The sequence below is a fragment of the Bacillus salipaludis genome (assembly GCF_004358205.1).
Genome location: NZ_SMYO01000010.1, coordinates 1 through 22772, shown reverse-complemented (window position 1 = coordinate 22772; position 22772 = coordinate 1). Strand labels below are relative to the sequence as shown.

Annotated in this window: 21 protein-coding genes and 1 rRNA gene; 16 read left to right on the top strand and 6 right to left on the bottom strand. The window is 39.1% G+C overall.

What is annotated here, in order from left to right:
• Positions 1 to 16: 16 nt before the first annotated feature.
• A complete protein-coding gene (locus tag E2K98_RS20140) occupies positions 17 to 997 on the bottom strand; it encodes a metal-dependent hydrolase (RefSeq protein WP_133337299.1) in 981 nt (326 codons plus the stop codon).
• A 125-nt stretch (positions 998 to 1122) separates the two neighbouring features.
• Between E2K98_RS20140 and mutY the strand changes: the two genes are divergently transcribed.
• A complete protein-coding gene (mutY, locus tag E2K98_RS20135; protein WP_133337297.1) occupies positions 1123 to 2223 on the top strand; it encodes an A/G-specific adenine glycosylase in 1101 nt (366 codons plus the stop codon).
• Positions 2224 to 2243: 20 nt separating this feature from the next.
• Here mutY and E2K98_RS20130 read toward each other — a convergent pair whose 3' ends face one another.
• On the bottom strand, positions 2244 to 2429 hold the full coding sequence (locus tag E2K98_RS20130) for a hypothetical protein (RefSeq protein WP_133337295.1): 186 nt from the start codon (positions 2427 to 2429) through the stop codon (positions 2244 to 2246).
• A gap of 262 nt (positions 2430 to 2691) precedes the next feature.
• Here E2K98_RS20130 and fabL point away from each other — a divergent pair, with 262 nt between their 5' ends.
• From fabL to E2K98_RS20100, 6 genes are all read left to right on the top strand, one after another.
• On the top strand, positions 2692 to 3441 hold the full coding sequence (gene fabL, locus E2K98_RS20125; RefSeq protein WP_133337293.1) for an enoyl-[acyl-carrier-protein] reductase FabL: 750 nt from the start codon (positions 2692 to 2694) through the stop codon (positions 3439 to 3441).
• A 78-nt stretch (positions 3442 to 3519) separates the two neighbouring features.
• Positions 3520 to 3852, top strand: a complete 333-nt coding sequence (locus E2K98_RS20120; RefSeq protein WP_133337291.1) for a gamma-type small acid-soluble spore protein — start codon at positions 3520 to 3522, stop codon at positions 3850 to 3852.
• 340 nt (positions 3853 to 4192) lie between these two features.
• A complete protein-coding gene (locus tag E2K98_RS20115) occupies positions 4193 to 4435 on the top strand; it encodes a hypothetical protein (protein ID WP_133337289.1) in 243 nt (80 codons plus the stop codon).
• A gap of 646 nt (positions 4436 to 5081) precedes the next feature.
• Positions 5082 to 5339, top strand: coding sequence for a YgaB family protein (locus tag E2K98_RS20110; protein ID WP_133337287.1), 258 nt, complete (start codon positions 5082 to 5084; stop codon positions 5337 to 5339).
• A gap of 198 nt (positions 5340 to 5537) precedes the next feature.
• Positions 5538 to 6068, top strand: coding sequence for a nucleoside tri-diphosphate phosphatase (gene ntdP, locus E2K98_RS20105; RefSeq protein ID WP_026573517.1), 531 nt, complete (start codon positions 5538 to 5540; stop codon positions 6066 to 6068).
• Positions 6069 to 6156: 88 nt separating this feature from the next.
• On the top strand, positions 6157 to 7923 hold the full coding sequence (locus tag E2K98_RS20100; RefSeq protein WP_133337285.1) for an ABC transporter ATP-binding protein: 1767 nt from the start codon (positions 6157 to 6159) through the stop codon (positions 7921 to 7923).
• A gap of 15 nt (positions 7924 to 7938) precedes the next feature.
• Here E2K98_RS20100 and E2K98_RS20095 read toward each other — a convergent pair whose 3' ends face one another.
• From E2K98_RS20095 to E2K98_RS20085, 3 genes are all read right to left on the bottom strand, one after another.
• On the bottom strand, positions 7939 to 9015 hold the full coding sequence (locus E2K98_RS20095) for an FUSC family protein (protein ID WP_133337283.1): 1077 nt from the start codon (positions 9013 to 9015) through the stop codon (positions 7939 to 7941).
• Positions 9016 to 9183: 168 nt separating this feature from the next.
• On the bottom strand, positions 9184 to 13653 hold the full coding sequence (locus E2K98_RS20090; protein ID WP_133337281.1) for a glutamate synthase-related protein: 4470 nt from the start codon (positions 13651 to 13653) through the stop codon (positions 9184 to 9186).
• Between the two features lie 304 nt (positions 13654 to 13957).
• Positions 13958 to 15253, bottom strand: coding sequence for a glutamate-1-semialdehyde 2,1-aminomutase (locus E2K98_RS20085; RefSeq protein ID WP_133337279.1), 1296 nt, complete (start codon positions 15251 to 15253; stop codon positions 13958 to 13960).
• A gap of 582 nt (positions 15254 to 15835) precedes the next feature.
• Between E2K98_RS20085 and E2K98_RS20080 the strand changes: the two genes are divergently transcribed.
• From E2K98_RS20080 to perR, 7 genes are all read left to right on the top strand, one after another.
• Positions 15836 to 16861, top strand: a complete 1026-nt coding sequence (locus E2K98_RS20080; protein ID WP_133337277.1) for an ABC transporter ATP-binding protein — start codon at positions 15836 to 15838, stop codon at positions 16859 to 16861.
• Between the two features lie 2 nt (positions 16862 to 16863).
• On the top strand, positions 16864 to 17655 hold the full coding sequence (locus E2K98_RS20075; protein ID WP_133337275.1) for an ABC transporter permease: 792 nt from the start codon (positions 16864 to 16866) through the stop codon (positions 17653 to 17655).
• Between the two features lie 4 nt (positions 17656 to 17659).
• Positions 17660 to 18445: an ABC transporter permease gene (locus E2K98_RS20070; protein WP_133337273.1), complete on the top strand. Its 786-nt coding sequence runs from the start codon at positions 17660 to 17662 to the stop codon at positions 18443 to 18445.
• Positions 18446 to 18549: 104 nt separating this feature from the next.
• Positions 18550 to 18942, top strand: a complete 393-nt coding sequence (locus E2K98_RS20065; protein ID WP_133337271.1) for an ion channel — start codon at positions 18550 to 18552, stop codon at positions 18940 to 18942.
• 69 nt (positions 18943 to 19011) lie between these two features.
• A complete protein-coding gene (bcp, locus tag E2K98_RS20060; RefSeq protein ID WP_133337269.1) occupies positions 19012 to 19482 on the top strand; it encodes a thioredoxin-dependent thiol peroxidase in 471 nt (156 codons plus the stop codon).
• 257 nt (positions 19483 to 19739) lie between these two features.
• Entirely contained in the window at positions 19740 to 20288 is a 549-nt protein-coding gene (locus E2K98_RS20055; protein WP_133337267.1) for a cob(I)yrinic acid a,c-diamide adenosyltransferase, read from the top strand.
• A 109-nt stretch (positions 20289 to 20397) separates the two neighbouring features.
• Positions 20398 to 20835 carry a peroxide-responsive transcriptional repressor PerR gene (gene perR / locus E2K98_RS20050; protein ID WP_133337265.1) on the top strand — a complete coding sequence of 146 codons (438 nt, stop codon included), beginning with the start codon at positions 20398 to 20400 and terminating at the stop codon, positions 20833 to 20835.
• A 211-nt stretch (positions 20836 to 21046) separates the two neighbouring features.
• On the opposite strand, the gene E2K98_RS20045 is transcribed toward perR, so the two are convergent.
• A complete protein-coding gene (locus E2K98_RS20045; protein ID WP_133337263.1) occupies positions 21047 to 21397 on the bottom strand; it encodes a YgzB family protein in 351 nt (116 codons plus the stop codon).
• A gap of 151 nt (positions 21398 to 21548) precedes the next feature.
• Between E2K98_RS20045 and E2K98_RS20040 the strand changes: the two genes are divergently transcribed.
• Positions 21549 to 22418, top strand: a complete 870-nt coding sequence (locus E2K98_RS20040; RefSeq protein WP_026573530.1) for a nucleotidyltransferase-like protein — start codon at positions 21549 to 21551, stop codon at positions 22416 to 22418.
• Positions 22419 to 22692: 274 nt separating this feature from the next.
• A 16S ribosomal RNA gene (locus tag E2K98_RS20035) occupies positions 22693 to 22772 on the top strand; the annotation flags it as partial.

Sequence of the window (22772 nt, the reverse complement as noted above, 5' to 3'; positions counted from 1 at the left end):
ATCGCTTTTTTATTTATCAGCTTGGTATAATACTTAATTTTTTCCGCAGTTTCTTTTCGCTGAAGACCCATCCAGTATAGGAGCTGATTCGGTTTAGGTCACAATCTAATTGGACAACTGCAACGAAAGGGTAATGGCCATTGCTTCGATACCTGAGATCAATAAACCTGACTTCATAAAAATCATCATATTCATCCACTTCCCAGCGATAAACAGGTGAGAAGGATAAAAATGCAGAAAGGTTTTTGTCTTTTTTAGCTGCCTTAATGACGGGGGTTTCAGGTACTGGGATCCGATTAAATAAATCTAATATCTCCACTTTATCCTTTACGGCTTTTCCGACAAAGAATTGTTTCTCATTCATCGCGGCAATCCGCCATTGGTGGAATTTCATTGTTGGTGCAATGATAATTTCCGTTGCATCCGGAACAATTCTACGGACCTCCAATAAAACCTTATGTCGGACACGGAACCTTAGTAGATAATAACCAATAATAACAAAATACATAATCAAAAAGGTGTATCCTGGATTTGCTCCAAATATCCAAATAAAAATCCCCACAACATGAATCGCAAAAATATAAGGATCGAATGTATTAATGACACCTAACGCCACCCATTTATTCGAAAATGGTCTAAGGGCCTGGGTGCCGTAAGCATTAAAGATATCAACAAATACATGGAGAAATACTGCAAAAAATGTCCATGCCCATAAATGCAGTAAATTGACGGCTGGGAAAAATGGGAAAATCACAGCTAAAAGTACAAGCGGCCAAAGAATCACTGCCGGGATGGAATGGGTAACCCCCCGATGATTGCGAATATAAATCGCATTATTTCTAAGTTTTAAAACAGTATCAATATCAGGTATTTGTGACCCTGCAATTGTGGCAATTAAAACGCTGGTTGTTGCTGCATGGCTGCTTGCTACAACGGGGTCAAGTGTTGCCAGACCTCCAAGTGCAATCCCCATGACAACGTGAGTTCCTGTATCCAAAAGGAAGTTCCTCCTTTAATCTAATCAATTCTTGTCAAAAAGACTAATATGGATTATCGTAATACAATGCATACTATTATATTCCCTCATTTTGTAGTGTTTAACAAGTTGGAGGCCCAAATGTAATGAAAAATGTTCTGAATAATTTAACGAAAGTAAATATAAAAGAATTTCAAGATGATTTAATCACTTGGTTTAAAAATGAGCAGCGTGACCTGCCTTGGAGAAAGGATCAGGATCCATACAAAGTATGGGTATCTGAAATCATGCTACAGCAAACAAGAGTGGATACGGTTATACCTTATTTCAACCGTTTTATTGAGTGGTTTCCAACGATCGAGACCTTAGCCGAGGCAAATGAAGATAAGGTTCTGAAGGCATGGGAAGGTCTTGGGTATTATTCAAGGGTAAGAAATTTACATTCCGCAGTTAAGGAAGTAAAAGTAAAATATGATGGGGTTGTTCCTAATACACCAAAGGAAATATCCACTCTTAAAGGGGTTGGACCTTATACGGCTGGAGCGATTTTAAGCATTGCATATGGAGTACCCGAGCCTGCAGTGGATGGGAATGTGATGAGAGTTTTATCAAGAATTCTCTCCATTTGGGAGGATATCGCCAAGCCCTCTTCCCGAAAGGTTTTTGAGCAAGCTGTAAGAGAACTCATTTCCCATGAAGAACCATCAGAATTTAATCAGGCATTAATGGAATTAGGTGCATTGATTTGTACTCCAACCTCCCCGTCTTGTTTGCTTTGCCCTGTACGTGAACATTGCCATGCATTCCATGAGGGAGTACAGACGGAACTTCCAATCAAATCTCAGAAAAATAAACAGCGTGAAGTACAGCTTGCTGCAGTTGTTCTCGCTAATGAAAAAGGAGATTTGCTTATTCATAAACGACCTGAGTCCGGACTTCTCGCTAATTTATGGGAATTTCCGAATTTGGAAATCAACCATCCGATTCAAAATAACCGTGATCAAATCACCCGCCTTTTTGAACAGGATTTAAGTCTCAATCTTCATTTGGATAAGATGATTGGTCAAGTGGAGCATGTTTTCTCCCACTTAATTTGGAAGATAAAAGTCTATACTGGAATGATTTCAACGGATTTTACTGAAAGTCAAGAGTGGAAATTTGTTTCACTAGATCATACAGATGATTACGCCCTTCCAGTTTTTACCCAAAAAATCTTGAAGCTTTATCAAGAATATAAAAAAGAATGAACGCCGTACAATTACGGTGTTCATTCTTTTTTTAGTCCCCCGCGATCCATGATTTCTTCGATAATTTCCCGATGAATCGTTTGTCCTTCACTATTTAAGTATGGGACCATTTGCTGCAATGAATGATGAAAAAAGGATAATTCTTGATCATCCCACTCTTTAATCGACATCATTGAAAGTTCTGTCATATCCCGCCCATTATACATTTACCTCTTCCTTTCAATCATGTTATTCAACTTAGTGTTTTGTTATCAATTGTCTTCTATTCATGGAAAAGATAAAATAAATAGAAAAGCGGAAGGGCCCGTTTAACACACGACAGGACTGGAGCGAGTCGACTGAGATAAAGGAAACAGGGAGCTCAAGTCGATTCGATGTTAACCTATCGTGGGAAGGCGAGTGAAGTACACTAGTCACTGGGTCTGGAGCTAGACAGTAATCAAATTAGAGTGAAGGGGACAAATACATATGTCACAAAAAGTAGCATTAATTACAGGTAGCAGCAGGGGAATTGGAAAAGCAACGGCTCTCAGATTAGCCAAAGAAGGATATGATATTGTCATCAATTATGCCAGAAGTAAGAGTGGTGCCCTAGAGACCGCCGAACAAATCGAAGCACTTGGTAGAAAAGTACTGGTCATTAAAGCCAATGTTGGGGATGTAAATAAAGTAAAAGATATGTTTGCTCAAATTGATCAAGAGTTTGGACGGTTAGATATTTTTGTTAACAATGCTGCATCAGGTGTACAGCGTCCGTTAATGGAGCTTGAAGAATCTCATTGGGACTGGACGTTGAACATTAATAGTAAGGCATTATTATTTTGCGCGCAAGAAGCAGCAAAGTTGATGGAGAAGAACGGTGGCGGAAAAATTGTCAGCATAAGCTCACTAGGTTCCATTCGCTATCTAAAAAATTATACGGTAGTCGGTGTATCTAAAGCTGCACTTGAAGCTTTAACAAGATATTTAGCGGTCGAGCTTTCTTCGAAAAATATTGTCGTGAATGCTGTTTCCGGTGGAGCGGTTGATACCGAGGCACTGAAGCATTTTCCAAATCGCGAAGAACTCCTTCAGGAAGCAAAAGACAAAACACCTGCGGGAAGAATGGTCGAAATTGATGATATGGTGAATACGGTTATGTTCTTATTATCAGATGCATCAAGCATGATTAGAGGACAAACCATTATTGTGGATGGCGGTATTTCCTTATTGGTTTAAGAAAAAGTTATTTTTAAAAAATAATTTGGATAGTCCACGCACCTCGGGGGTATATTAATCTCGTGGAGGTGATTAAAGTTGGCAAAATTCAACCAACAAGCTAACAGAACATCTGCTGGAACTAACATCCAGGAAGTAAGACAACAAAATGCACAATCTCAAGCAGGTGCAGGTGCTGCAGGATCATTTGGAACTGAATTTGCGAGTGAAACAAATGCTCAAGAAGTAAGACAACAAAATGCTCAATCAGCTCGTGCTAATGCTGGTGCAGGTGCAGCAGGTGCAGCAGGTGCAGCTGGAGCATTTGGTACAGAATTCGGTAGCGAAACAAATGCTGCAGAGGTTAGAAAGCAAAACCAAGCTGCAGAAGCTCGTAAAAACCAGGGTTCTGGCCAATTTGGTCAAAGCTAATATAAGTTAACACAGATGGAAGGCGCTCTCAATCGGAAGAGTGCCTTCTTCTTTTTGTATTTATCACAGGAAGCTGGGGGATATGGTCTTCATCATGTACAGGAAGACCAAAACGAAGCGGGAAGCTGGAAGATATGGTCTTCATCATGTACATGAAGACCAAAACTAAGCGGAAGCCGGGAGATAGGGTCTTCATTACGTACATGAAGGACAAAACTAAGCGGAAGCCAGGAGAAATGGTCTTCATCACGTACATGAAGGCAAAAACGAAGCGAGAAGCTTGAAGATATGGTCTTCATCACATACATGAAGGACAAAACGAAGCGGGAAGCTGCAAGATATGGTCTTCATCTCGCACATGAAGGATAAAACTAAGCAAGAAGCAGCGAGATTTGGTTTTCATCACGTACATGAAAGCCAAAACGAAGCAAGAAGCCGCGAGATTTGGTTTTCATCACGTACATGCGGGACAAAACTAAGCGAAAAGCTGAGAGAAATGGTCTTCATCACGTACATGAAAGCCAAAACGAAGCAAGAAGCCGCGAGATTTGGTTTTCATCAAGTACATGAGGGACAAAACTAAGCGAAAAGCTGAGAGAAATGGTCTTCATCAAATACATGAAGGACAAAACTAAGCGAGAAGCTGGAAGATATGGTCTTCATCACATACATGAAGGACAAAACGAAGCGGGAAGCTGGAAGATATGGTCTTCATCTCGCACATGAAGGACAAAACTAAGCAAGAAGCCGCGAGATTTGGTTTTCATCACGTACATGAAAGCCAAAACGAAGCAAAAAGCCGCGAGATATGGTCTTCATCACGTACATGAGGGACAAAACGAAGCGAAAAGCTGAGAGAAATGGTCTTCATCATGTACATGAAGACCAAAACGAAGCGAGAAGCCGGGGGATATGGTCTTCATCACGTACATGAAGGCCAAAACGAAGTGGGAAGCTTGAAGGTATGGTCTTCATCATGTACAGGAAGGCCAAAACGAAGCGGAAGTCGGGAGATATGGTCCTCATCACGTAGATGAAGGCCAAAACGAAGGGAGAAGTTGTGGGATATGGTCTTCATCAGGTAATCGTAAAATAGATCAAATAAGTCCCTTTTAGAAACATCTTCTCAAATTCGACAAATGTTCCATAAAGTTTACATAAATAGTCAAAGGATAAATGGATTTGTTCAAGAATATTTATAAAGTACAAAATATAAGGCGGTGAGGGAAATGGATCAATTTAACCGATTAGTTTCCGAACAAATGATCACAATGGAAAAATTATTATACCTTCAAGCCGAGCTGGAACGCTGTCTTGAGATTGAAGCAGAATTGCAAAATCTGCAAAATGAAACGGAGCTTGAGAGTATTCAGACTGATATTCAACAAATGAAAAAGGAATTAAAAGAGATTCAATTAATATTTGAAAAACAAACAGAAGAAGTCATCCAGTCCTATCAAGTAACAAACTTAACCCCTTCAAGGTAGAGAAAAAAGGATAAATATAAGAAAATACGTAAATTTTTCCTTAAGAGTCATTGAATTCAATGGCTCTTTTGTTTTAAAATCCTTGTTCAACCGTTATAATAATATAAAAGAGGAATTGTACTTTGTTGCCATTTACCGGTATTTAAAAATTTTTTCGAATAGGTTACAAAGCGTTCAGGAATGAAGGTAGGGGAGAATATGGGCGTACCCATCGAAGGAGAACCAGTACAAATACATAGCTATAAACACAATGGGCACATCCATCGGGTCTGGGAAGAAACAACCGTTTTAAAAGGATCGCAAAATTTAGTGATTGGCGGAAATGATCGGACGATTGTAACAGAATCAGATGGAAGAACATGGATTACTAGGGAACCGGCTATTTGTTACTTTCACTCCCAATGCTGGTTCAATGTGATTGGAATGATTCGGGAAGACGGGATTTATTATTATTGTAACTTAAGTTCTCCGTTTATTTTTGACGGGGAAGCGCTGAAATATATTGATTATGATTTGGATATAAAGGTGTATCCTGATATGACATTCAATTTATTAGATGAAGATGAATATGAGCGCCATCGCCGAGAGATGAAATACCCTGAAGTAATCGACCAAATTCTGAAGAAAAACGTAGATAAGCTCATTCGCTGGATTCGTCAGCGAAAAGGTCCTTTTGCGCCAGACTTCATTGATATTTGGTACGAACGTTATTTAACATATCGACGCTAGATAAAAAATGCTTTTTAGACCTGTTGAAACAATCATCAACAGGTTTTTATTTGGATGGAAAAGCATATGTAGAACAGGGGAGAATTCTTTGAATAGTATACGCAGGTACCTACAGTTTGTTAAGCCATACAGGGTGCAAATCCTTGGAACCATTATGATCGGGGTTATAAAATTCGGAATCCCGTTAATCATCCCAATGCTGATTAAATACGTGGTCGATGATATTATTAACAATCACTCATTAGCCGATGAGGCGAAAATTCATAAGTTAATGACCATGCTGGGAGCAATGATTGTAATTTTCGTCATTCTTAGGCCGCCAATTGAATATTATCGACAATACTTTGCACAATGGACTTCAAGTAAAATTCTCTATGATATCCGCGATCAGCTATATACCCATATTCAAAAATTGAGCTTTAGATATTATGCAAACACAAGAGCCGGTGAAATTATATCTCGTGTGATAAATGATGTCGAGCAAACGAAAACCTTCGTTATTTCCGGTTTGATGAATCTATGGTTGGATATTGCAACCATTGTCATTGCCATTATTATTATGTTTTCGATGAATGTGAAGCTGACGATTGTATCCATCCTGCTATTCCCGCTTTACGCTATTTCTGTAAGATACTTTTTTGGAAATCTGCGTAAATTTACCAGAATTCGTTCACAGGCTCTTGCTGAGGTCCAAAGCTATTTACATGAACGGGTCCAAGGGATGCCTGTTATTAAGAGCTTTGCGATTGAGGACTACGAGCAGACTCAATTTGATAAGCAGAACAAGAACTTTTTAGAAAAAGCACTACAGCACACAAGCTGGAATGCAAAGGCGTTCTCTGCAGTTAATACGATTACGGATATTGCCCCCTTAATTGTCATTGGTTATTCTGCCTATTTGGTCATCCATCATGATCTTTCTTTAGGGACAATGGTGGCCTTTTTCGCTTATATCGATAAGCTTTATAATCCATTAAGAAGATTGGTTAACTCTTCAACAACCATTACTCAATCATTCGCATCGATGGACCGTGTGTTTGAATTTATGGATGAAAAATATGATATTGTCGATGCACCGAATGCCATTGACTGTACAACCGTTAATGGAGACCTTTCATTCGAAAAAGTTAATTTTTCGTATGGAGCAGCAGAAGAGAAAGTATTAAAGAATATTTCCTTAGATGTTAAAAAGGGGGAGACCATTGCCTTAGTTGGGATGAGCGGCGGTGGAAAATCAACCTTCGTAAGCTTAATCCCTAGGTTTTATGATGTAACAGAAGGAAGAATCATTCTAGATGGGGTTGATATCCGTCACTTTAAAGTTCAATCCTTACGAGACAAAATTGGAGTGGTTTTTCAGGATAATATTCTTTTTAGTGAATCGGTGAAAGAAAATATATTGTTAGGAAAACCAGATGCTTCAGATGAAGAGGTCATTCAAGCGGCAAAAGCGGCAAATGCTCATGAATTTATATTAAATCTTACAGAGGGGTATAACACTCGGGTAGGGGAAAGGGGTGTAAAGCTTTCTGGCGGCCAGAAACAACGAATTGCGATTGCCCGCGTATTCTTAAAGAATCCGCCTATCTTAATTTTGGATGAAGCAACATCAGCCCTTGATTTGGAAAGTGAACATCTTATTCAAGAATCCCTTGAGGAGCTTGCAAAGGACAGGACTACCTTTATTGTTGCTCACCGATTATCAACGATTACCCATGCCAATCGGATTGTTCTCATCGAACATGGTGAAATTGTCGAAATAGGAAGCCATGAAGAATTAATGGCGAAACAAGGGAATTATTATAAATTATTCCAGGTACAACAGCTGGATCAAAAGGAAAAAACCGAAGCATAAATCTGCTTCGGTTTTTTATTCATGGCTTTTTTCTTCAATGGGAACCTCGTTATCATGATAGGAATAGAAGCTCGAGATTAATGTGTCAAGATGCTCAAGTTGTTCTCCGTAGTCAATAATAAAGGCAGTGATTTGCATGATATGGTAAAGATGCGGATTATCTGGATCTGTGTACTCCTTTTGGTGAGTGATAAAAAGATCGTAAAGCTCTTTTTTATTTAGAAAATCATTTCCGCCTGATTCGGTTGCAGGTTCCGGCACTTTCCCAATAAATCGAAGCATGAGTTGTTCATGGTGGTAAATGAGGTTATCCAGCTGCTCTTGAATCGCCTGTTGAAAATGTTCCGGCAGCAGGAGAATTTCATTTTCAAAGCGATGAAGTTTTCTTAAGGTATCGACACCTTTTTTTGCCGTAAAAATCATTTGCCGGTAAACCACCAGCTTGCGTGATTTTTCCAAGTTTTTTTTCTTAAAATAATTATGTTCTTCCTTGTACATCCCATAAAACTGTTCCATTTTAATGAGACTATCTTTGAGCTTTTCAATCTCTTCTTTCAGAAGATGATGTTCAAAATCATGCCGGGTACTTAGGCGAATCCACCGGATTAATTCCTCGGTGGTGCTCGATATTTTAAAATAAAGCTTACTTTCATACTTTGGCGGCATAAACACTAAATTGACAATAAAAGCTGAAAATACCCCGATCATGATGGTAGAGAACCGGATGGCCGCAAACGGTATGAAATTCCCGCCAGTGGTTTCCATAATCGAAACCAATGTGACGAGGGAAAGACCGATGGTATTTTCTAGTTTCAGCTTAAGATTGATACTTATGGCAATAATGGCTGCTAATCCAATGACAGTAAAATGATTTCCTAATGTGAGAACGAAAAATACCGCGAGTAATGCCCCGATGATATTTCCTTGAATTTGTTCAATAATAGTTAAATACGAACGATAAATGGTTGGCTGAATCGCAAAGATGGCAGAGATGCCGGCAAATACCGGTGATGGCGAATGCAGCAGCTGACCAAGATAAAGGGACAAAATGATTGCTATTCCCGTTTTTAAAATGCGGGCGCCTAACTTCATAAAAAAATGAATTCCTTTCAAAAAATTGTCTAATACTAGTTTGTTCAATGTGAAACAATAAATGACTATACATGGATTAAAACATATAATCAAGAGAATTAATATGAATTTTATGTTATATTTTTCTACAAAAAAAACGTCCGCTGTATGATGCGGACGTTTTTTGTATCATTCTGTTGAAACGGATGGATCTGCTTGCTCTTTAACCGGAACAATTTGTACGAAATGGCCTTCGAGATTAGCGAGAAGGGATTGAAGCTGTTTTGCTTCTTCAACCTGGCCATCATTCTCGAGTAAGCTGATGTATTGACCTAAAAGTTCATTCACATCATTTTTTCCATTTTCGTTTAATGGGTTAACAGAAACCTTAGCCCCTTTGGCAATTCTTCTTTGAATCGCCTCTTTTGTTAATCCCATTTCAGGTTGAAGGCGTGTATACACGACACCGCCGGTCATACCTGCGCAAATCCATGGACCTGGGTCTCCTAGAACAAGACCACGGCCGTTTGTCATATATTCAAATGCAAATCCCTTAATGTTTGCATTGGCGCCGATGTTTCCATTTTCCTGCTCAGGGATTTGTTTTTTAACTGAACCGCCGATGATTAAATCAGCCCCTGACAGACGAATTCCAGCACGGGCATCAGCATTCCCCTGTGCAATTAAAAGTCCTTTTTGGGCACCGTATCCAAAGCCTTTTCCAACTGAGCCATTGTAATAACGGCCATTCTTACCTTTCGCTTTCAGGATTTGAATATTACCTCCGAAGGATGTCTTACCAACACCATCTTGACCGCCGCCATTAACGGTTATTACGATGCCTTCACTGTTATATGCCCCTAATCCATTTCCTGGAATGGAACCTTCCCGATATTTCAACTGTACAGGCTTTAACTGTTTGTATGAACCATCAAGTCTGCCTCTAACACGGTGGCAAGATACACGGCTTCCCAGTACCCTTTGCTCTGATGTAACACTTTCAAACTCACGGGAACTATGCAATTGATCAATGCTTGCATCAAGATATTCTGCACCAACGGCTACCTGCATATGTGCTTCAGCAATTGTTTTTGATACCTCGGCCTTCGTAAATTGGCTGATTTCAAGAGTTTTTAGCAAATAAGAAAGGTCTAAGTTTTGGTGTCCGCTTGTTTGGACTAATAAATCCGAGCGGCCGACTGCTTCCTGCAGGTCACGAATTCCAAGGGAAGCTGCAAGCACCTTTAATTCCTGCCCGAAAGCAGTGAAAAGATTCATAATTCCTTGTACAGCTAAATCCAATTGGCGTGGAACAAAACGTCGTAGTCCATGTTCCTTCGCTTGAACCTCTGATTCAATTTGAGTTGCAATCCCAACATGACAAGTATCTAAGTGGCATCCGCGGCATGTTGTACAGCCGATTGACAGCATGGCTAATGTTCCAAAGCCAACACGGTTTGCCCCTAAAAGCATGATTTTGATTACATCCATTGCACTCTTCATACCGCCATCTGCCCAAATTTCAACTTTATGGCGGAGGCCGCTTTCTAATAGGGCGTTATGTGCTGCTTTTACACCAATTTCTACTGGCAAGCCAACATGTTGTAAAGCATGAATTCTTGCGGCACCTGTACCACCGTCAAAACCACTTAATGTAATAATATCTGCGCCTGCTTTCGCAATTCCAACTGCAATCGTACCGATATTTGGAACAACAGGAACTTTAACAGCAATTTTTGCCTGATCGTTTGCTGTTTTTAATTCTAGAATCATTTGCGCTAAATCTTCAATCGAATAAATATCATGGTTGTTTGATGGCGAAATCAAATCAGAGCCTAATGTTGCATTACGTGCAGCAGCAACCTTTGCTGTTACCTTTGAGCCAGGTAAATGTCCGCCTTCACCAGGTTTTGCACCCTGACCAATTTTAATTTCTAACAGGTTCGAAGAGTTTAACAGCTCGGCATTTACTCCAAAACGACCGGAGGCGATTTGCTGTCCCCGCGTTTTTGGATATTTACCAAGCATATCTTTAATTTCGCCGCCTTCACCATTTAAGCTCACCATATTTAAACGGTCAGCGCCTTCTGCATATGCTCTAAAGGCAATTTCATTCTGCGACCCGAATGACATGGATGAAATTAAAAACGGTAAATCATGATCACCTACACGAATATCTACTTCATCAGGTGAAATTGGATGATTGGATACTTTTAAGCTAGCCAAGTGACGAATGGTCGTTGGATTTTCCAACTCCTGCTCTGAGATTTTATCCCGGTACAGATTATAATCACCGGTTGCGGCTACTTCACCGATTGCTTTCCAAATCCGCGGGAAGAGGTGGAAGGTCTTTCCGACTCTTTCCTTTTCATTCTGGTAATCTTCAGCCCTAGAAAATGCATCCAGTTTCATAGCCTCGTAGCCAAATTCGAGTTCCTTTGAACCAAAGAAGTTTACAATATTTAAAACTTTTGCGATATCTTCGTGAAGACCGATACTTGAAAACAGTCTTCCATAACCACGCAACTCATGAATTCCAATGGTTGAAATTACTTTTTCCAGTCCTTTTGTTAATGCACTGTACAAATTGGTCAATGGCTTAGTCGATTCATCGAGAACAGTCATAAACATGTAGTAAGGACTAATTAAATCAGCGCCTAACCCTAAAACAGTGATAATATCGTGCAAGGAACGGATAGCAGCAGAACGTAAAACTAAAGAGCAGTCTCTTCTTAGTTCAGCTTTTACCAATGCCTGATCGATTGCTGAAGTTACTAAATGTGGATCAATCCAATAAAAATCGTCTTGATGTGCTTTGGCATCATCGAGAACAAGTAATGTTTTTCCCGATTGAACAGCCTGAACCGCTTCAGAGGCAATTCTTTCAAGTGCCAAGTTGATTTCTTCATCTTTACGGAAGGTCGTTGAGATAAACGAAGCTAGTTTTTGTTCATTAAAATATTGAATCACTTGGTCAAAGCTTGGCTGTCCGATTTCTCCAGAACAATTAAAACCTGCTTTTCCTTCTACTAAGACAGGAGTGATTAGTTCTAGAACGGTATTCGTTTCCTCTTTTACGAAAAGAGAAGGACGTTTGCCAATTACCACACGTGTCGAAAAATGTTCTGTTTCACGATCCCGGTCAATCGCAGGGTTTGTAACAACCGCTACACTTTCTTTAAAGTAATCAGCGATATTTTTTCGTTCTGGGTTTAAAGCTGCTAGTGGTGCATCATGACCTAATGAACGGATTGGCTCGACCCCTTTTTCCGCCATTTGTTCGATTAATTGGATATGGTCACGTTCCCATCCGAAAGCCTTATATTGTCCATTATGGATTTTATCCGGATAATTCATGGTTACTGTTTTATTTAAGCTAGGTGCTTGTAATCGATTCCGTGAACTAGCAATTGTTAACCGCTTAGAGATTCGATTATAGACTTCATTTTGGAAACGATTTTGCTCATATACATCCAATTGATCTCCATGCCATTTAAAGCCAACCTTTTCACCAGGTGCAAGCGGTTTTGGATCATTTACATATTCGCTTGAAGGAATAATCCCTGGTTCTGAGGAAAACAGATAGGAGGTTTCCGTTTCAAGCATCCATAGCGGTCTGAGACCAAGTGCATCCACACTAAATACAGCTTCATCGCCATATCTTGAGATGATTCCGGCAGGACCTTGTGCGTAATGCCCCCAAGCTTCGCGAAGGTAGGTATATAAATCCTGCAGTTTTTCAGGATAGGCTTTGATTTCATTAATAATTGGCGGAAATAGAAGATCCATGGCTTCAAATAAAGAATATCCATCCCTTGAGATTAAGGTTTCCATTGTCCGGCTTAAATCCTGTGAGTCACTGCCATCCTTTACAAGTGGAATCCCAATCATTCTTGCTTCATCCCGAAGCTTAGCAATTGTATTGATTTCACCATTATGTCCAAGTACACTAAATGGCTGGACTCTGAAGAAGCTGGAAAGGGTATTTGTTGAATAACGATTGTGCCCTAAAGTGATAGTTGAAGCGGCAAGCGGGTTAGAAAGGTCCTGATAATAACGCGGGAGAATATCACCTGCCCCCATTACTTTGTAAACTACATGGCTCTGACTAAGTGATGCAACATGGATTTGATCGTTGATTTCAAAATCAACCAATGCCTCAAAGAGGACCTTTGTTAATTCTTGGCCGCTTTTTTTAGAAAGACATGCAAATTGCCAGAAAACAGGGTTTTCCTGGATGGCAATGGGTCCAAGTGCAGAAGGGTCTGTAACTTCTGTTGTTTCAAAAATCATTTCTAATTCATATTTTGCAAGTTTTTGAAGCAATTCATTTTTAGTAGAATTCCAGTTTGCTTTTTGACTGATAAAAACATGCCCGACAGCAAACTCCTCTTTTTCAGCGAGCACAGGATCAATTCCTGCGTTTTGTAATTTTTCTTTCCAAAGGGCAACAGGGATATCCATATGAATACCAACGCCATCCCCTTCACCGTTAATAAAGCCGGCCCGGTGATTCATCGTTACAAGAGCATTGATACAATCGAAGATATTCTTTCTTGTTGGGATCTTGCTTTTTTCAAGGCAGGCAACAATACCACATGAATCGTGTTCATGTTTATGGAAATCTTTAAAAATGGAAGGATTATATTTTTGTGTCATTTGTGGTCGGGCTTTAAAAGGGTGTCCTCTAAAGCCGATTCACCTCCTAAGAAATTTCTAGATTGAGAATGATATTTGTGGTAAGCCACTGATCTGAGGCGTAAAGTATAATGGGAAAATTAATAATCTTATAGTATCATATGAATTTTCAGAAATCAAATAAATATACAGAAAATTGCATATCAATATTAGATTAAAATCATATCAGATTGAGATGGTAATATATTGTTGTAAACGTTTTCATGGGGTTTTTAAGAAAAAGGGAGTGGGAAATACTCCCTTTTGGTGCATAAAAAATGTATAATTATTCATTTCGAAGTGAGGAAAATGCATTGTGAACCGCGTGTAACGTTGCTTCAACATCTTCTGCTGTATGAGAAATGGTTAAGAACCATGCTTCATATTTAGAAGGTGCTAGATTAATTCCTTGGTTAAGCATTAGCTTGAAAAACTTGGCAAATGTTTCGCCGTCGGTATTTTCCGCCTGCTCGTAGTTTTCAACTTTTTCTGTTGTAAAATAAACGGTTAAAGCCCCTTTTAATCGATTGATCGTGATTGAAACTCCGTGTTCCTTTGCTGCCGCTAAAATTCCCTCTTCAAGTTTCGCTCCTAATCTGTCTAAATAATCATATACTCCATCTTGTTTCAACACTTCAAGGCATGCGATTCCAGATAGCATTGAAGCGGGATTTCCTGCCATTGTTCCAGCTTGATAGGCAGGGCCAAGCGGTGCCACTTTCTCCATAATTTCTTTACGTCCGCCATAGGCTCCAATTGGCAGACCCCCGCCGATAATTTTTCCAAGTGCAGTCAAATCAGGCTGGATTCCTAAAAGGTCTTGTGCACCGCCATACATGAAACGAAACGCCGTGATGACTTCATCATAGATGACAAGAGCACCTGCTGCATGCGTTAACTCATTAACCTGCTGTAGGAAGCCCGGTTTTGGTTCAACAATCCCGAAGTTACCGACAATCGGTTCTACTAGTACTGCCGCAATTTGGTCGCCCCATTTTTCTAATGCTTCTTTAAGTGGCTCAATCTCATTAAATGGAACAGTTATGACTTCTTGAGCGATACTTTTTGGCACTCCGGCTGAATCAGGTGTTCCTAGAGTGGAAGGTCCGGATCCTGCTGCAACAAGGACCAAGTCAGAGTGGCCGTGGTAACAACCGGCAAATTTAATAATTTTATCTCTTCCTGTGTAGGCACGCGCTACGCGAATGGTTGTCATAACCGCTTCGGTTCCAGAATTGACAAAGCGGACTTTATCCATTGATGGTATGGCTTCCTTTAGCATTCTTGCAAGCTTTACCTCATGGAGTGTAGGAGTACCGTAAAGTACGCCTGTTTCAGCTGCACGTTTGATTGCTTCCGTAATATGTGGGTGTGCATGTCCTGTGATAATGGGGCCGTATGCTGCCAAATAATCGATATACTGGTTGCCATCGACATCCCAAAAATAAGCGCCTTGACCGCGTTCCATAACCACTGGGGCACCACCACCTACAGCTTTGTAGGAACGGGACGGGCTGTTTACACCGCCAACAATGTGCTCAAGCGCTTCACTATGTATTCGTTCTGAATTAGTAAATTGCATAATATTTCCTCCTGAAATTCGATTCTTTCTTATTTTAGCACTTATTTTAGTGTTTTCCTGCTATTTTTTTGATCATTGCATTGGCGGATTTGTGATTAAAATGAAACAGCATTGGGGGTTCGGTTGCCAATGGGGGGCTGTGCAACCGAAAGAAGGTTTCTTTTCCCTTTTTCGGGTGAAACCAGCACTGAAGGGCAATGAACCAAAGTTCCTTTTCCCTTTTTCGGGTGAAACCAGCCGGAACGGGCAATGAACCAGAGTTCCTTTTCCCTTTTTCGGGTGAAACCAGCACGGAAGGGCAATGAACCAAAGTTCCTTTTCCCTCTTTCGGGTGAAACCAGCCGGAACGGGCAATGAACCAGAGTTCCTTTTCCCTTTAATAGGTGAACCAGCTGGAACGGGCAATAAAACCAAGGGGTAGCCAATTGGGGGTCGAAGCGACTGAAACCACAAACCATAAGGGGTTTGGGGATCAAGCCAGTTTCCCTTATAAAATCAATCCTAAAATCAAGCAGAACGGTTGTTTTACTGTTGTGATTTGGCTAAACTAACACATTAGGGAAAGTTTCAGGAGGAAGATCGATGGAAAATGCAATAGAAGTTAATAAATTACGAAAAGAGTTTAAAGCGTATTCAAGTCGAACGGGGTTAAAAGGTGCCTTCCGAGATCTTTTTACCCGTAATTATAAAGTGGTTCCTGCAGTCAATGATATCCACTTCACCGTAAAACAGGGAGAAATGGTTGGATATATTGGCGAAAATGGAGCAGGGAAATCGACGACAATTAAAATGCTGACAGGGATTTTAACGCCAACGTCCGGTCAAATCACTGTCAATGGAATGAACCCGCATAAGGAGCGGGAGAAATTTGTTCAAACGATTGGTGTTGTTTTTGGCCAGCGCTCACAGCTTTGGTGGGATATTGCTGTTCAGGAATCCTTTCGTCTTTTGAAAAAGGTCTACAAAGTATCGGACGAAGATTACGACAACCACATGGGACACGTGATTAAAACATTGGATATTGAACCGCTTTTAGATAAACCAGTACGGAAATTATCGCTTGGCCAAAGAATGAGATGTGAACTCGCTGCAGCACTCATCCACAATCCGCCGTTATTGTTTTTAGATGAACCGACGATTGGGCTGGATGTGCTGGTTAAATTAAAAATCCGGGAATTTTTAAAGGAAATAAATGAGAAATATAATACAACCATCCTTTTAACGACACACGACTTGTCAGATATTGAAGCGCTGTGTGAACGGGTGATTATGCTCGATGAGGGGAAAATCATTTATGACGGTGCTCTTAGAAACCTTAAAGAAAAATGGGGGGAACGTAAGGAATTGCAATTTCAATTTCTTGAAAAGATTGAGATTGCGAAACTTAAAGATATAACTGGGGGACTTCCTGTTAAATGGGAGTTAGATGAAAAGGAAGCCATTTATATTGCCAATATTGAGGATACGGAAGAATTGATTTCCCTGCTGATCGCTAGAGTGGTCAGTGCATTTAAAATTAAGGACATTAAAATTAATGAAATCTCTACTGAGGAAATTATCCGTAATATTTATGAAAAAGGTATGGTGGAAGTAGAAGGGGGCAATTAATCTTGGATAAATATCTTGAAATGATCCGCATCCGTTTTTTAATGATGCTTGCCTACCGGACTAATTATTATACGGGGATTGTGATTTACAGTATTAATATTGGTGCCTATTATTTTTTATGGTCTGCTATATATGGGTCGAAGGAGCATATTGAAGGCCTTTCCGTTGTTCAAATGACTACCTATGTTGCCGTTTCATGGATGGCCCGTGCCTTTTACTTTAATAATCTGGATCGGGAAATGGCGCTAGAAATTATGGAAGGAAAAGTGGCCATTGAATTAATTCGTCCCTACAGTTATCTTGGCATGAAAACGATGCAGGGATTGGGCGAAGGGATTTTTCGGCTTTTCTTTTTCTCGATTCCAGGATTAATCATTGTTTCGTTTATTTTTCCAATTAAATTCACTTGGGACCCGGGGATTTGGGGGTTATTTGCGTTATCTACGATATTAAGTTTTTTCATTAATACACAACTGAATTTACTAACTGGAATTACAACCTTCTTCTTATATAATAATGCTGGATTGATTCGGGCTAAACGAGTGGTTATTGATTTATTTTCCGGTCTCCTCCTTCCCATCAGCTTTTTCCCTGGATGGGCGCAGGGAGTCATGAAATATCTTCCTTTTCAGGGGATTAGCTATATTCCAAGTATGATTTTTACTGGCGGTTTTTCCCATTCACAGGCAATGGAGGCCATCTTTCAACAGATCCTCTGGGTAGTAATCTTAATTATTCCTATTCAGTTCCTGTGGTCTGTGGCAAAAAAACAGCTAATCATACAAGGGGGGTAAGCAAGTGTTTTACACATCCATGTTTTTTCAATATATTTCTCAATATTTAAAGACAAGATTTCAATATCGTGGTGATTTATTTGTAGAATTTTTCTCGGATTTATTATCTCAAGCGATCAATCTAATCTTTATATTAGTGGTATTTGGTCATACAAGTTTACTAAACGGCTGGAATCGAGATGAAATTATTTTTATTTATGGCTTTTTCCTTGTTCCGTATGCTGTTTTTTCAGCCTTCTTTAATATCTGGGATTTTAACGAACGCTATATTGTGAAAGGGGAGCTAGACCGGATTTTAACAAGACCTATTCACAGTCTTTTTCAAATTATCCTTGAGCGGATCGAACTCGAATCGTTATTAGGTGCTATTACCGGTCTTGCTGTTATGTTTTACTCGGGGGCTAAACTCGGTCTTGATGTGAAATGGTATGATCCCTTCTTGTTCCTGATTTTTGTCGTTGGCGGTGCCCTAGTTTATGGTGGAGTCTTTATCATGATCGCCTGCATCAGTTTTTGGGCAGATGCAAGAACTTCACTTATGCCGATGATGTACAACATTAGTAATTATGGCCGTTATCCTGTTGATATTTACAATAAAATTATTCGTTTTGTGTTAACATGGGTGCTTCCGTTTGCCTTTGTGGGAGTGTATCCGGCGGCGTATTTTCTTGGAAAAAAGGAATGGTTCGTTTATGCCTTTTTAACTCCAGTAATCGGTATAATCTTTTTTGCCCTTTCCATCCTGCTTTGGAATCAAGGAGTAAAAAAATATCGGGGAGCAGGGAATTAAATACATTTGGAGAAAACCAGGCAAAATGTCTGGTTTTTGATATTTTATGGGCCAAGCCTGCATAGAGATAGTGTAACGGATGTTTCTTATAGAGGTGGTTTAACATGATCTATTTCTTGCTTCCGATTGTGGTGTTTTGTATTTTTATGAGTTTAAAAACTCTCTTTGTTCCAAATACAGTAAAAGGGAAATTTGTTTCTGTAGAAAATTTTTTATACCTGGGGTGCATTTATTTAACAGTCATCATCGGTTATGGTTTGATTTATGTGCTTTTCGAGCTAAAGGGTATACCACTACTTAAAGAAATCAATCATGAACACGGGAATAATATATTTGAATCCAGTTTTTACTTTAGTGCGATGATGCTGTTCTCAGTTGGAAACGGGGACATTATACCTTTGGGGATTGGGAGAATTATTGCGGTAACGGAAGCGTTAATCGGCTATACCCTTCCTGCGGCATTTGTGGCAAGAGCGATGCTTAATCGGGAGAAGTGATTATCGTTTGCATTGTTTCCTATAATTGGATAGTCTATCAATATAAACGAATGAATTGGGGTGTTTTTAATGACTGTAGAATTGGGTGTAACTGCGCCGGATTTTGAGTTGGAGGCCAGTAATGGTGAAAAAGTAAAGTTATCGGATTTCCGCGGAACAAATGTCGTTGTTTATTTTTATCCAAAAGATATGACCCCGGGATGTACGACAGAAGCTTGCGATTTTCGTGATCGAATTCAAGACTTTACAGATGTAGATGCTGTAATATTAGGAATCAGTCCAGATCCGATTGATAAGCATCAAAAATTTATTGAGAAATACGGACTGCCATTTTTACTTCTTGCGGATACAGAACATGCAGTCGCCGAAAGCTTTGATGTATGGAAGCTAAAGAAGAACTTTGGAAAAGAGTATATGGGGATTGAGCGTTCAACTTTCATCATTGATAAACAAGGAAAATTGGTGAAGGAATGGCGAAAGGTGCAAGTAAAAGGCCATGTTGACGCAGCATTAAGCTACATACGCGAAAATCTTAAATAATTTTATTTCAATTTCAAGCCTATTTTCATCAGTAAAGGCATTTGTCCAATGCAATAATACAAGGTTTGAATATCATTTTATTAGGGCATACCTCCTCAGATAAAAATTTCGGGTCCATAGTGGCCCCTTTTTTTATGCCGTTCTATTCAATCATGATTTCAAGCTTTATAATATGTTTATAAAAGTATTCATGACGAATTGTTTTTTTTTGATATTACATCATACATATAAAACAGGAGTAAAAGGGGGTACAAGGAATGAAAATTTATACAAAAACAGGGGACAAGGGAACTACCTCGTTAATTTACGGTCAAAGGGTGGCTAAAAACGATCTGCGCGTCGAAGCTTACGGAACCTGTGATGAAACCAATTCGATGATTGGGCTTGCAATAAGCTATTTAAACAAGGAAATTTTTCAAGGGAAAGAAATAATTGAAAAAGCGTATCATAAAATACAAACAAATCTTTTTCATGTCGGTGCAGAATTAGCTACACCAAAAGGAAGGGAAGTAAAATGGTCCCTTTCAACTGCTGATATCGAAGAGATGGAAAAACAAATCGACGAATGGAATGAAATTCTCCCACCATTAACCAATTTTATTTTACCAGGGGGACATCCCGCAGGAGCTGCCTTTCATGTGGCCAGAACCACGGCAAGACGTGCTGAAAGATGTGCTGTAACGCTAGGGGAAGATGTGAATCCGATTGTTTTGGCCTACTTGAATCGTCTTTCGGATCTGTTGTTTGTAACAGCGAGGTATGTGAACCATCAGCTCGGACAAAAAGAGCAAACCTTGCATTCTTGATCAAATGTGGACCTATTTGTGAGGTAACAATATTGACAAAAGTATAAAAAAATTAGTAAACTAATTATAACAATTATAATCTAATAATATTTTTTAAGAAAAGAGGTGCATGGCGATGAATCAGCTAAAAGAAGCGTTGGATACCTTGAAGGAAACTGGGGTAAGAATCACTCCGCAACGTCATGCGATACTTGAATATTTAATAAACTCGATGTCACATCCTACTGCAGACGATATTTATAAAGCTTTAGAAGGGAAATTCCCTAACATGAGCGTGGCGACGGTTTACAATAATTTACGAGTATTTCGTGAGGTTGGTCTTGTCAACGAATTAACATATGGTGATGCCTCTAGTCGTTTTGATTTTATAACCACACAGCATTACCATGTTATTTGTGAAAGTTGTGGAAAAATTGTCGATTTTCACTATCCTGGCCTAGATGAAGTGGAACATTTAGCTTCACATGTAACAGGCTTTAAAGTAGATAACCACCGTATGGAAATTTATGGAATCTGCCCGGAGTGTTCCGATAAAGAAGTTCATTAATAAAAGCAAAGAACTAATTCGATGGAATTGGTTCTTTTTTATGGAAAAAGATGTCCCGAAAGTATAACTTTTAAGGGCACCCCTTTTTGTGTATGGTTCTCTTAACTTGTCCGTTGATTTCCGCTCCAATCACCTTGGTTTTAAAATTCAACATTGTTATTTAACACAGGGATATGAAAAAAGGTGTCCTTTTTATGTGGACACCTTTAGTTTATGTTCTTGATTTTCTATTATAGGATTCGTCGAATTCTTTTCCTTCGAGGTTTTGGTCGAGGGTAAGAGGTTCACGGCAATACATGCACATATCCACCCGGCCTAGCATTTTTGTAGGTTTGCCACAGCTGGGACATTTTACTTGAATGGTTTTCGTTGATAACATTCCAATCCAAAAATATACAACCGTGCTTGCTATAATAAAAAGAAGACCAAAAAGCATAAAGATGGTCATAATAAGTGGTGAAGTTCGAAAATAAATTCCTCCGTACATAACAATGAATCCAATAAAGATTAGAGCTAGAGCAAAGGTTCTTATTTTATTTATTTTACTTGAATATTTAGCCATATTACCCCTCCTAATGAAACTATACCATATTTATGAAAATAGAAAAATTACTACGGGAAAGAAATGTCGAAATTTGTCTCAATTTTAAGAAGGAGTTTTCGTGTTATTGTCGAAAATATTATGCTACCTGAAAAAAATGGAGGAATTAAGAATGGAAGATATCCTTCGGCCGATTTATCAAGAAAGAGCAAGCCAAGCCAATACTCTTGGAGTTTTGATGGTGGAGAAAAAACAAAAATCAAGCCATACAACCGACTCGTTTGACGATATTCTTTTGATTATTGTAAAAAAGGCAGAAAAGCCGTTACTTATAAAGCATTATACTTATCAAGACAAAAAAGCGGCCATGCATATAATAGTTGAGGATTTATTAAAGGAATGGATCCTACTTGGTTCGAATCGGAAGATATTTGAATGGATCGATGATGCTAGAATTTTATTTGATCGTAATGAATATGTTGTAAATCTAAAAAAAGAGTTGCGGGAATTTCCGTTTTACGGAAGAAAAATTAAAATGGGGATGGAATTCGCCAAATTAATTCGGCGGTATGTGGATGGAAAAGCGTTATTTGAAAATCATCTATATTTAGATGCTTATAACTATGTTGTTCACTCTTTGCACCATTTAGCAAGATTAGCCATTATTGAAAATGGACTTCATCCGGAATTAACGGTTTGGCACCAGGTAAAGCAAATTGAGCCGGAAATCTTTAAACTATATGAAGAACTTGTCAATAGTGAAGAAACGCTTGAAAAGAGATTAGAATTACTCTTCCTTGCCAGTGAGTTTATGATTCATTCCAGAACAAAGATTGGTTCTACTCATTTATTAGATATTCTTAGTGAGAAGGAATTTTGGTCATTTAATGAAATCATGAATGAAAAAGAATTAATCCCTTATTCTGTTGATATGGCTGTGCTCCTTGAATATTTGATTGATAAACATTTAGTAGAAGTGGTGAATGTGGAGACAAAAGGGGCAGGGATTTTTCACAGATGTTATCGTGTTAATAAAAAATGATCGTAAAAAAACAAAAAACATATTGACCTTTTTCTAGATCCTTGGTATATTAATAACCGTCGCTGCGAAATGATTGCTTAAAACTTTTCGTGGGTGACGGTTTTAAAAAAAGTGTTGACATTAAGTAACACGCTGTGATATATTAATAAAGTCGCTTCTGAGCGATGCTTGAGAAATATTGATCTTTGAAAACTAAACAAACAAAAACGTCAACAAACAATAATATTCATTTCTTTTGAAATGAAGCCAACGTAACATTCGAGCTAAATCAACTTTCTTGGAGAGTTTGATCCTGGCTCAGGACGAACGCTGGCGGCGTGCCTAATACATGCAAGTCGAGCGAATCGATAGGAG

Excerpts from the sequence above, each read along its gene's own strand:
- mutY (WP_133337297.1), top strand. The coding sequence starts at position 1,123 with ATGAAAAATGTTCTGAATAATTTAACGAAAGTAAATATAAAAGAATTT.
- E2K98_RS20130 (WP_133337295.1), bottom strand. The coding sequence starts at position 2,429 with ATGTATAATGGGCGGGATATGACAGAACTTTCAATGATGTCGATTAAA.
- fabL (WP_133337293.1), top strand. The coding sequence starts at position 2,692 with ATGTCACAAAAAGTAGCATTAATTACAGGTAGCAGCAGGGGAATTGGA.
- E2K98_RS20115 (WP_133337289.1), top strand. The coding sequence starts at position 4,193 with ATGGTCTTCATCTCGCACATGAAGGATAAAACTAAGCAAGAAGCAGCG.
- E2K98_RS20110 (WP_133337287.1), top strand. The coding sequence starts at position 5,082 with ATGGATCAATTTAACCGATTAGTTTCCGAACAAATGATCACAATGGAA.
- ntdP (WP_026573517.1), top strand. The coding sequence starts at position 5,538 with ATGGGCGTACCCATCGAAGGAGAACCAGTACAAATACATAGCTATAAA.
- E2K98_RS20095 (WP_133337283.1), bottom strand. The coding sequence starts at position 9,015 with ATGAAGTTAGGCGCCCGCATTTTAAAAACGGGAATAGCAATCATTTTG.
- E2K98_RS20090 (WP_133337281.1), bottom strand. The coding sequence starts at position 13,653 with ATGACACAAAAATATAATCCTTCCATTTTTAAAGATTTCCATAAACAT.
- E2K98_RS20085 (WP_133337279.1), bottom strand. The coding sequence starts at position 15,253 with ATGCAATTTACTAATTCAGAACGAATACATAGTGAAGCGCTTGAGCAC.
- E2K98_RS20080 (WP_133337277.1), top strand. The coding sequence starts at position 15,836 with ATGGAAAATGCAATAGAAGTTAATAAATTACGAAAAGAGTTTAAAGCG.
- E2K98_RS20065 (WP_133337271.1), top strand. The coding sequence starts at position 18,550 with ATGATCTATTTCTTGCTTCCGATTGTGGTGTTTTGTATTTTTATGAGT.
- bcp (WP_133337269.1), top strand. The coding sequence starts at position 19,012 with ATGACTGTAGAATTGGGTGTAACTGCGCCGGATTTTGAGTTGGAGGCC.
- E2K98_RS20055 (WP_133337267.1), top strand. The coding sequence starts at position 19,740 with ATGAAAATTTATACAAAAACAGGGGACAAGGGAACTACCTCGTTAATT.
- perR (WP_133337265.1), top strand. The coding sequence starts at position 20,398 with ATGGCGATGAATCAGCTAAAAGAAGCGTTGGATACCTTGAAGGAAACT.
- E2K98_RS20045 (WP_133337263.1), bottom strand. The coding sequence starts at position 21,397 with ATGGCTAAATATTCAAGTAAAATAAATAAAATAAGAACCTTTGCTCTA.
- E2K98_RS20040 (WP_026573530.1), top strand. The coding sequence starts at position 21,549 with ATGGAAGATATCCTTCGGCCGATTTATCAAGAAAGAGCAAGCCAAGCC.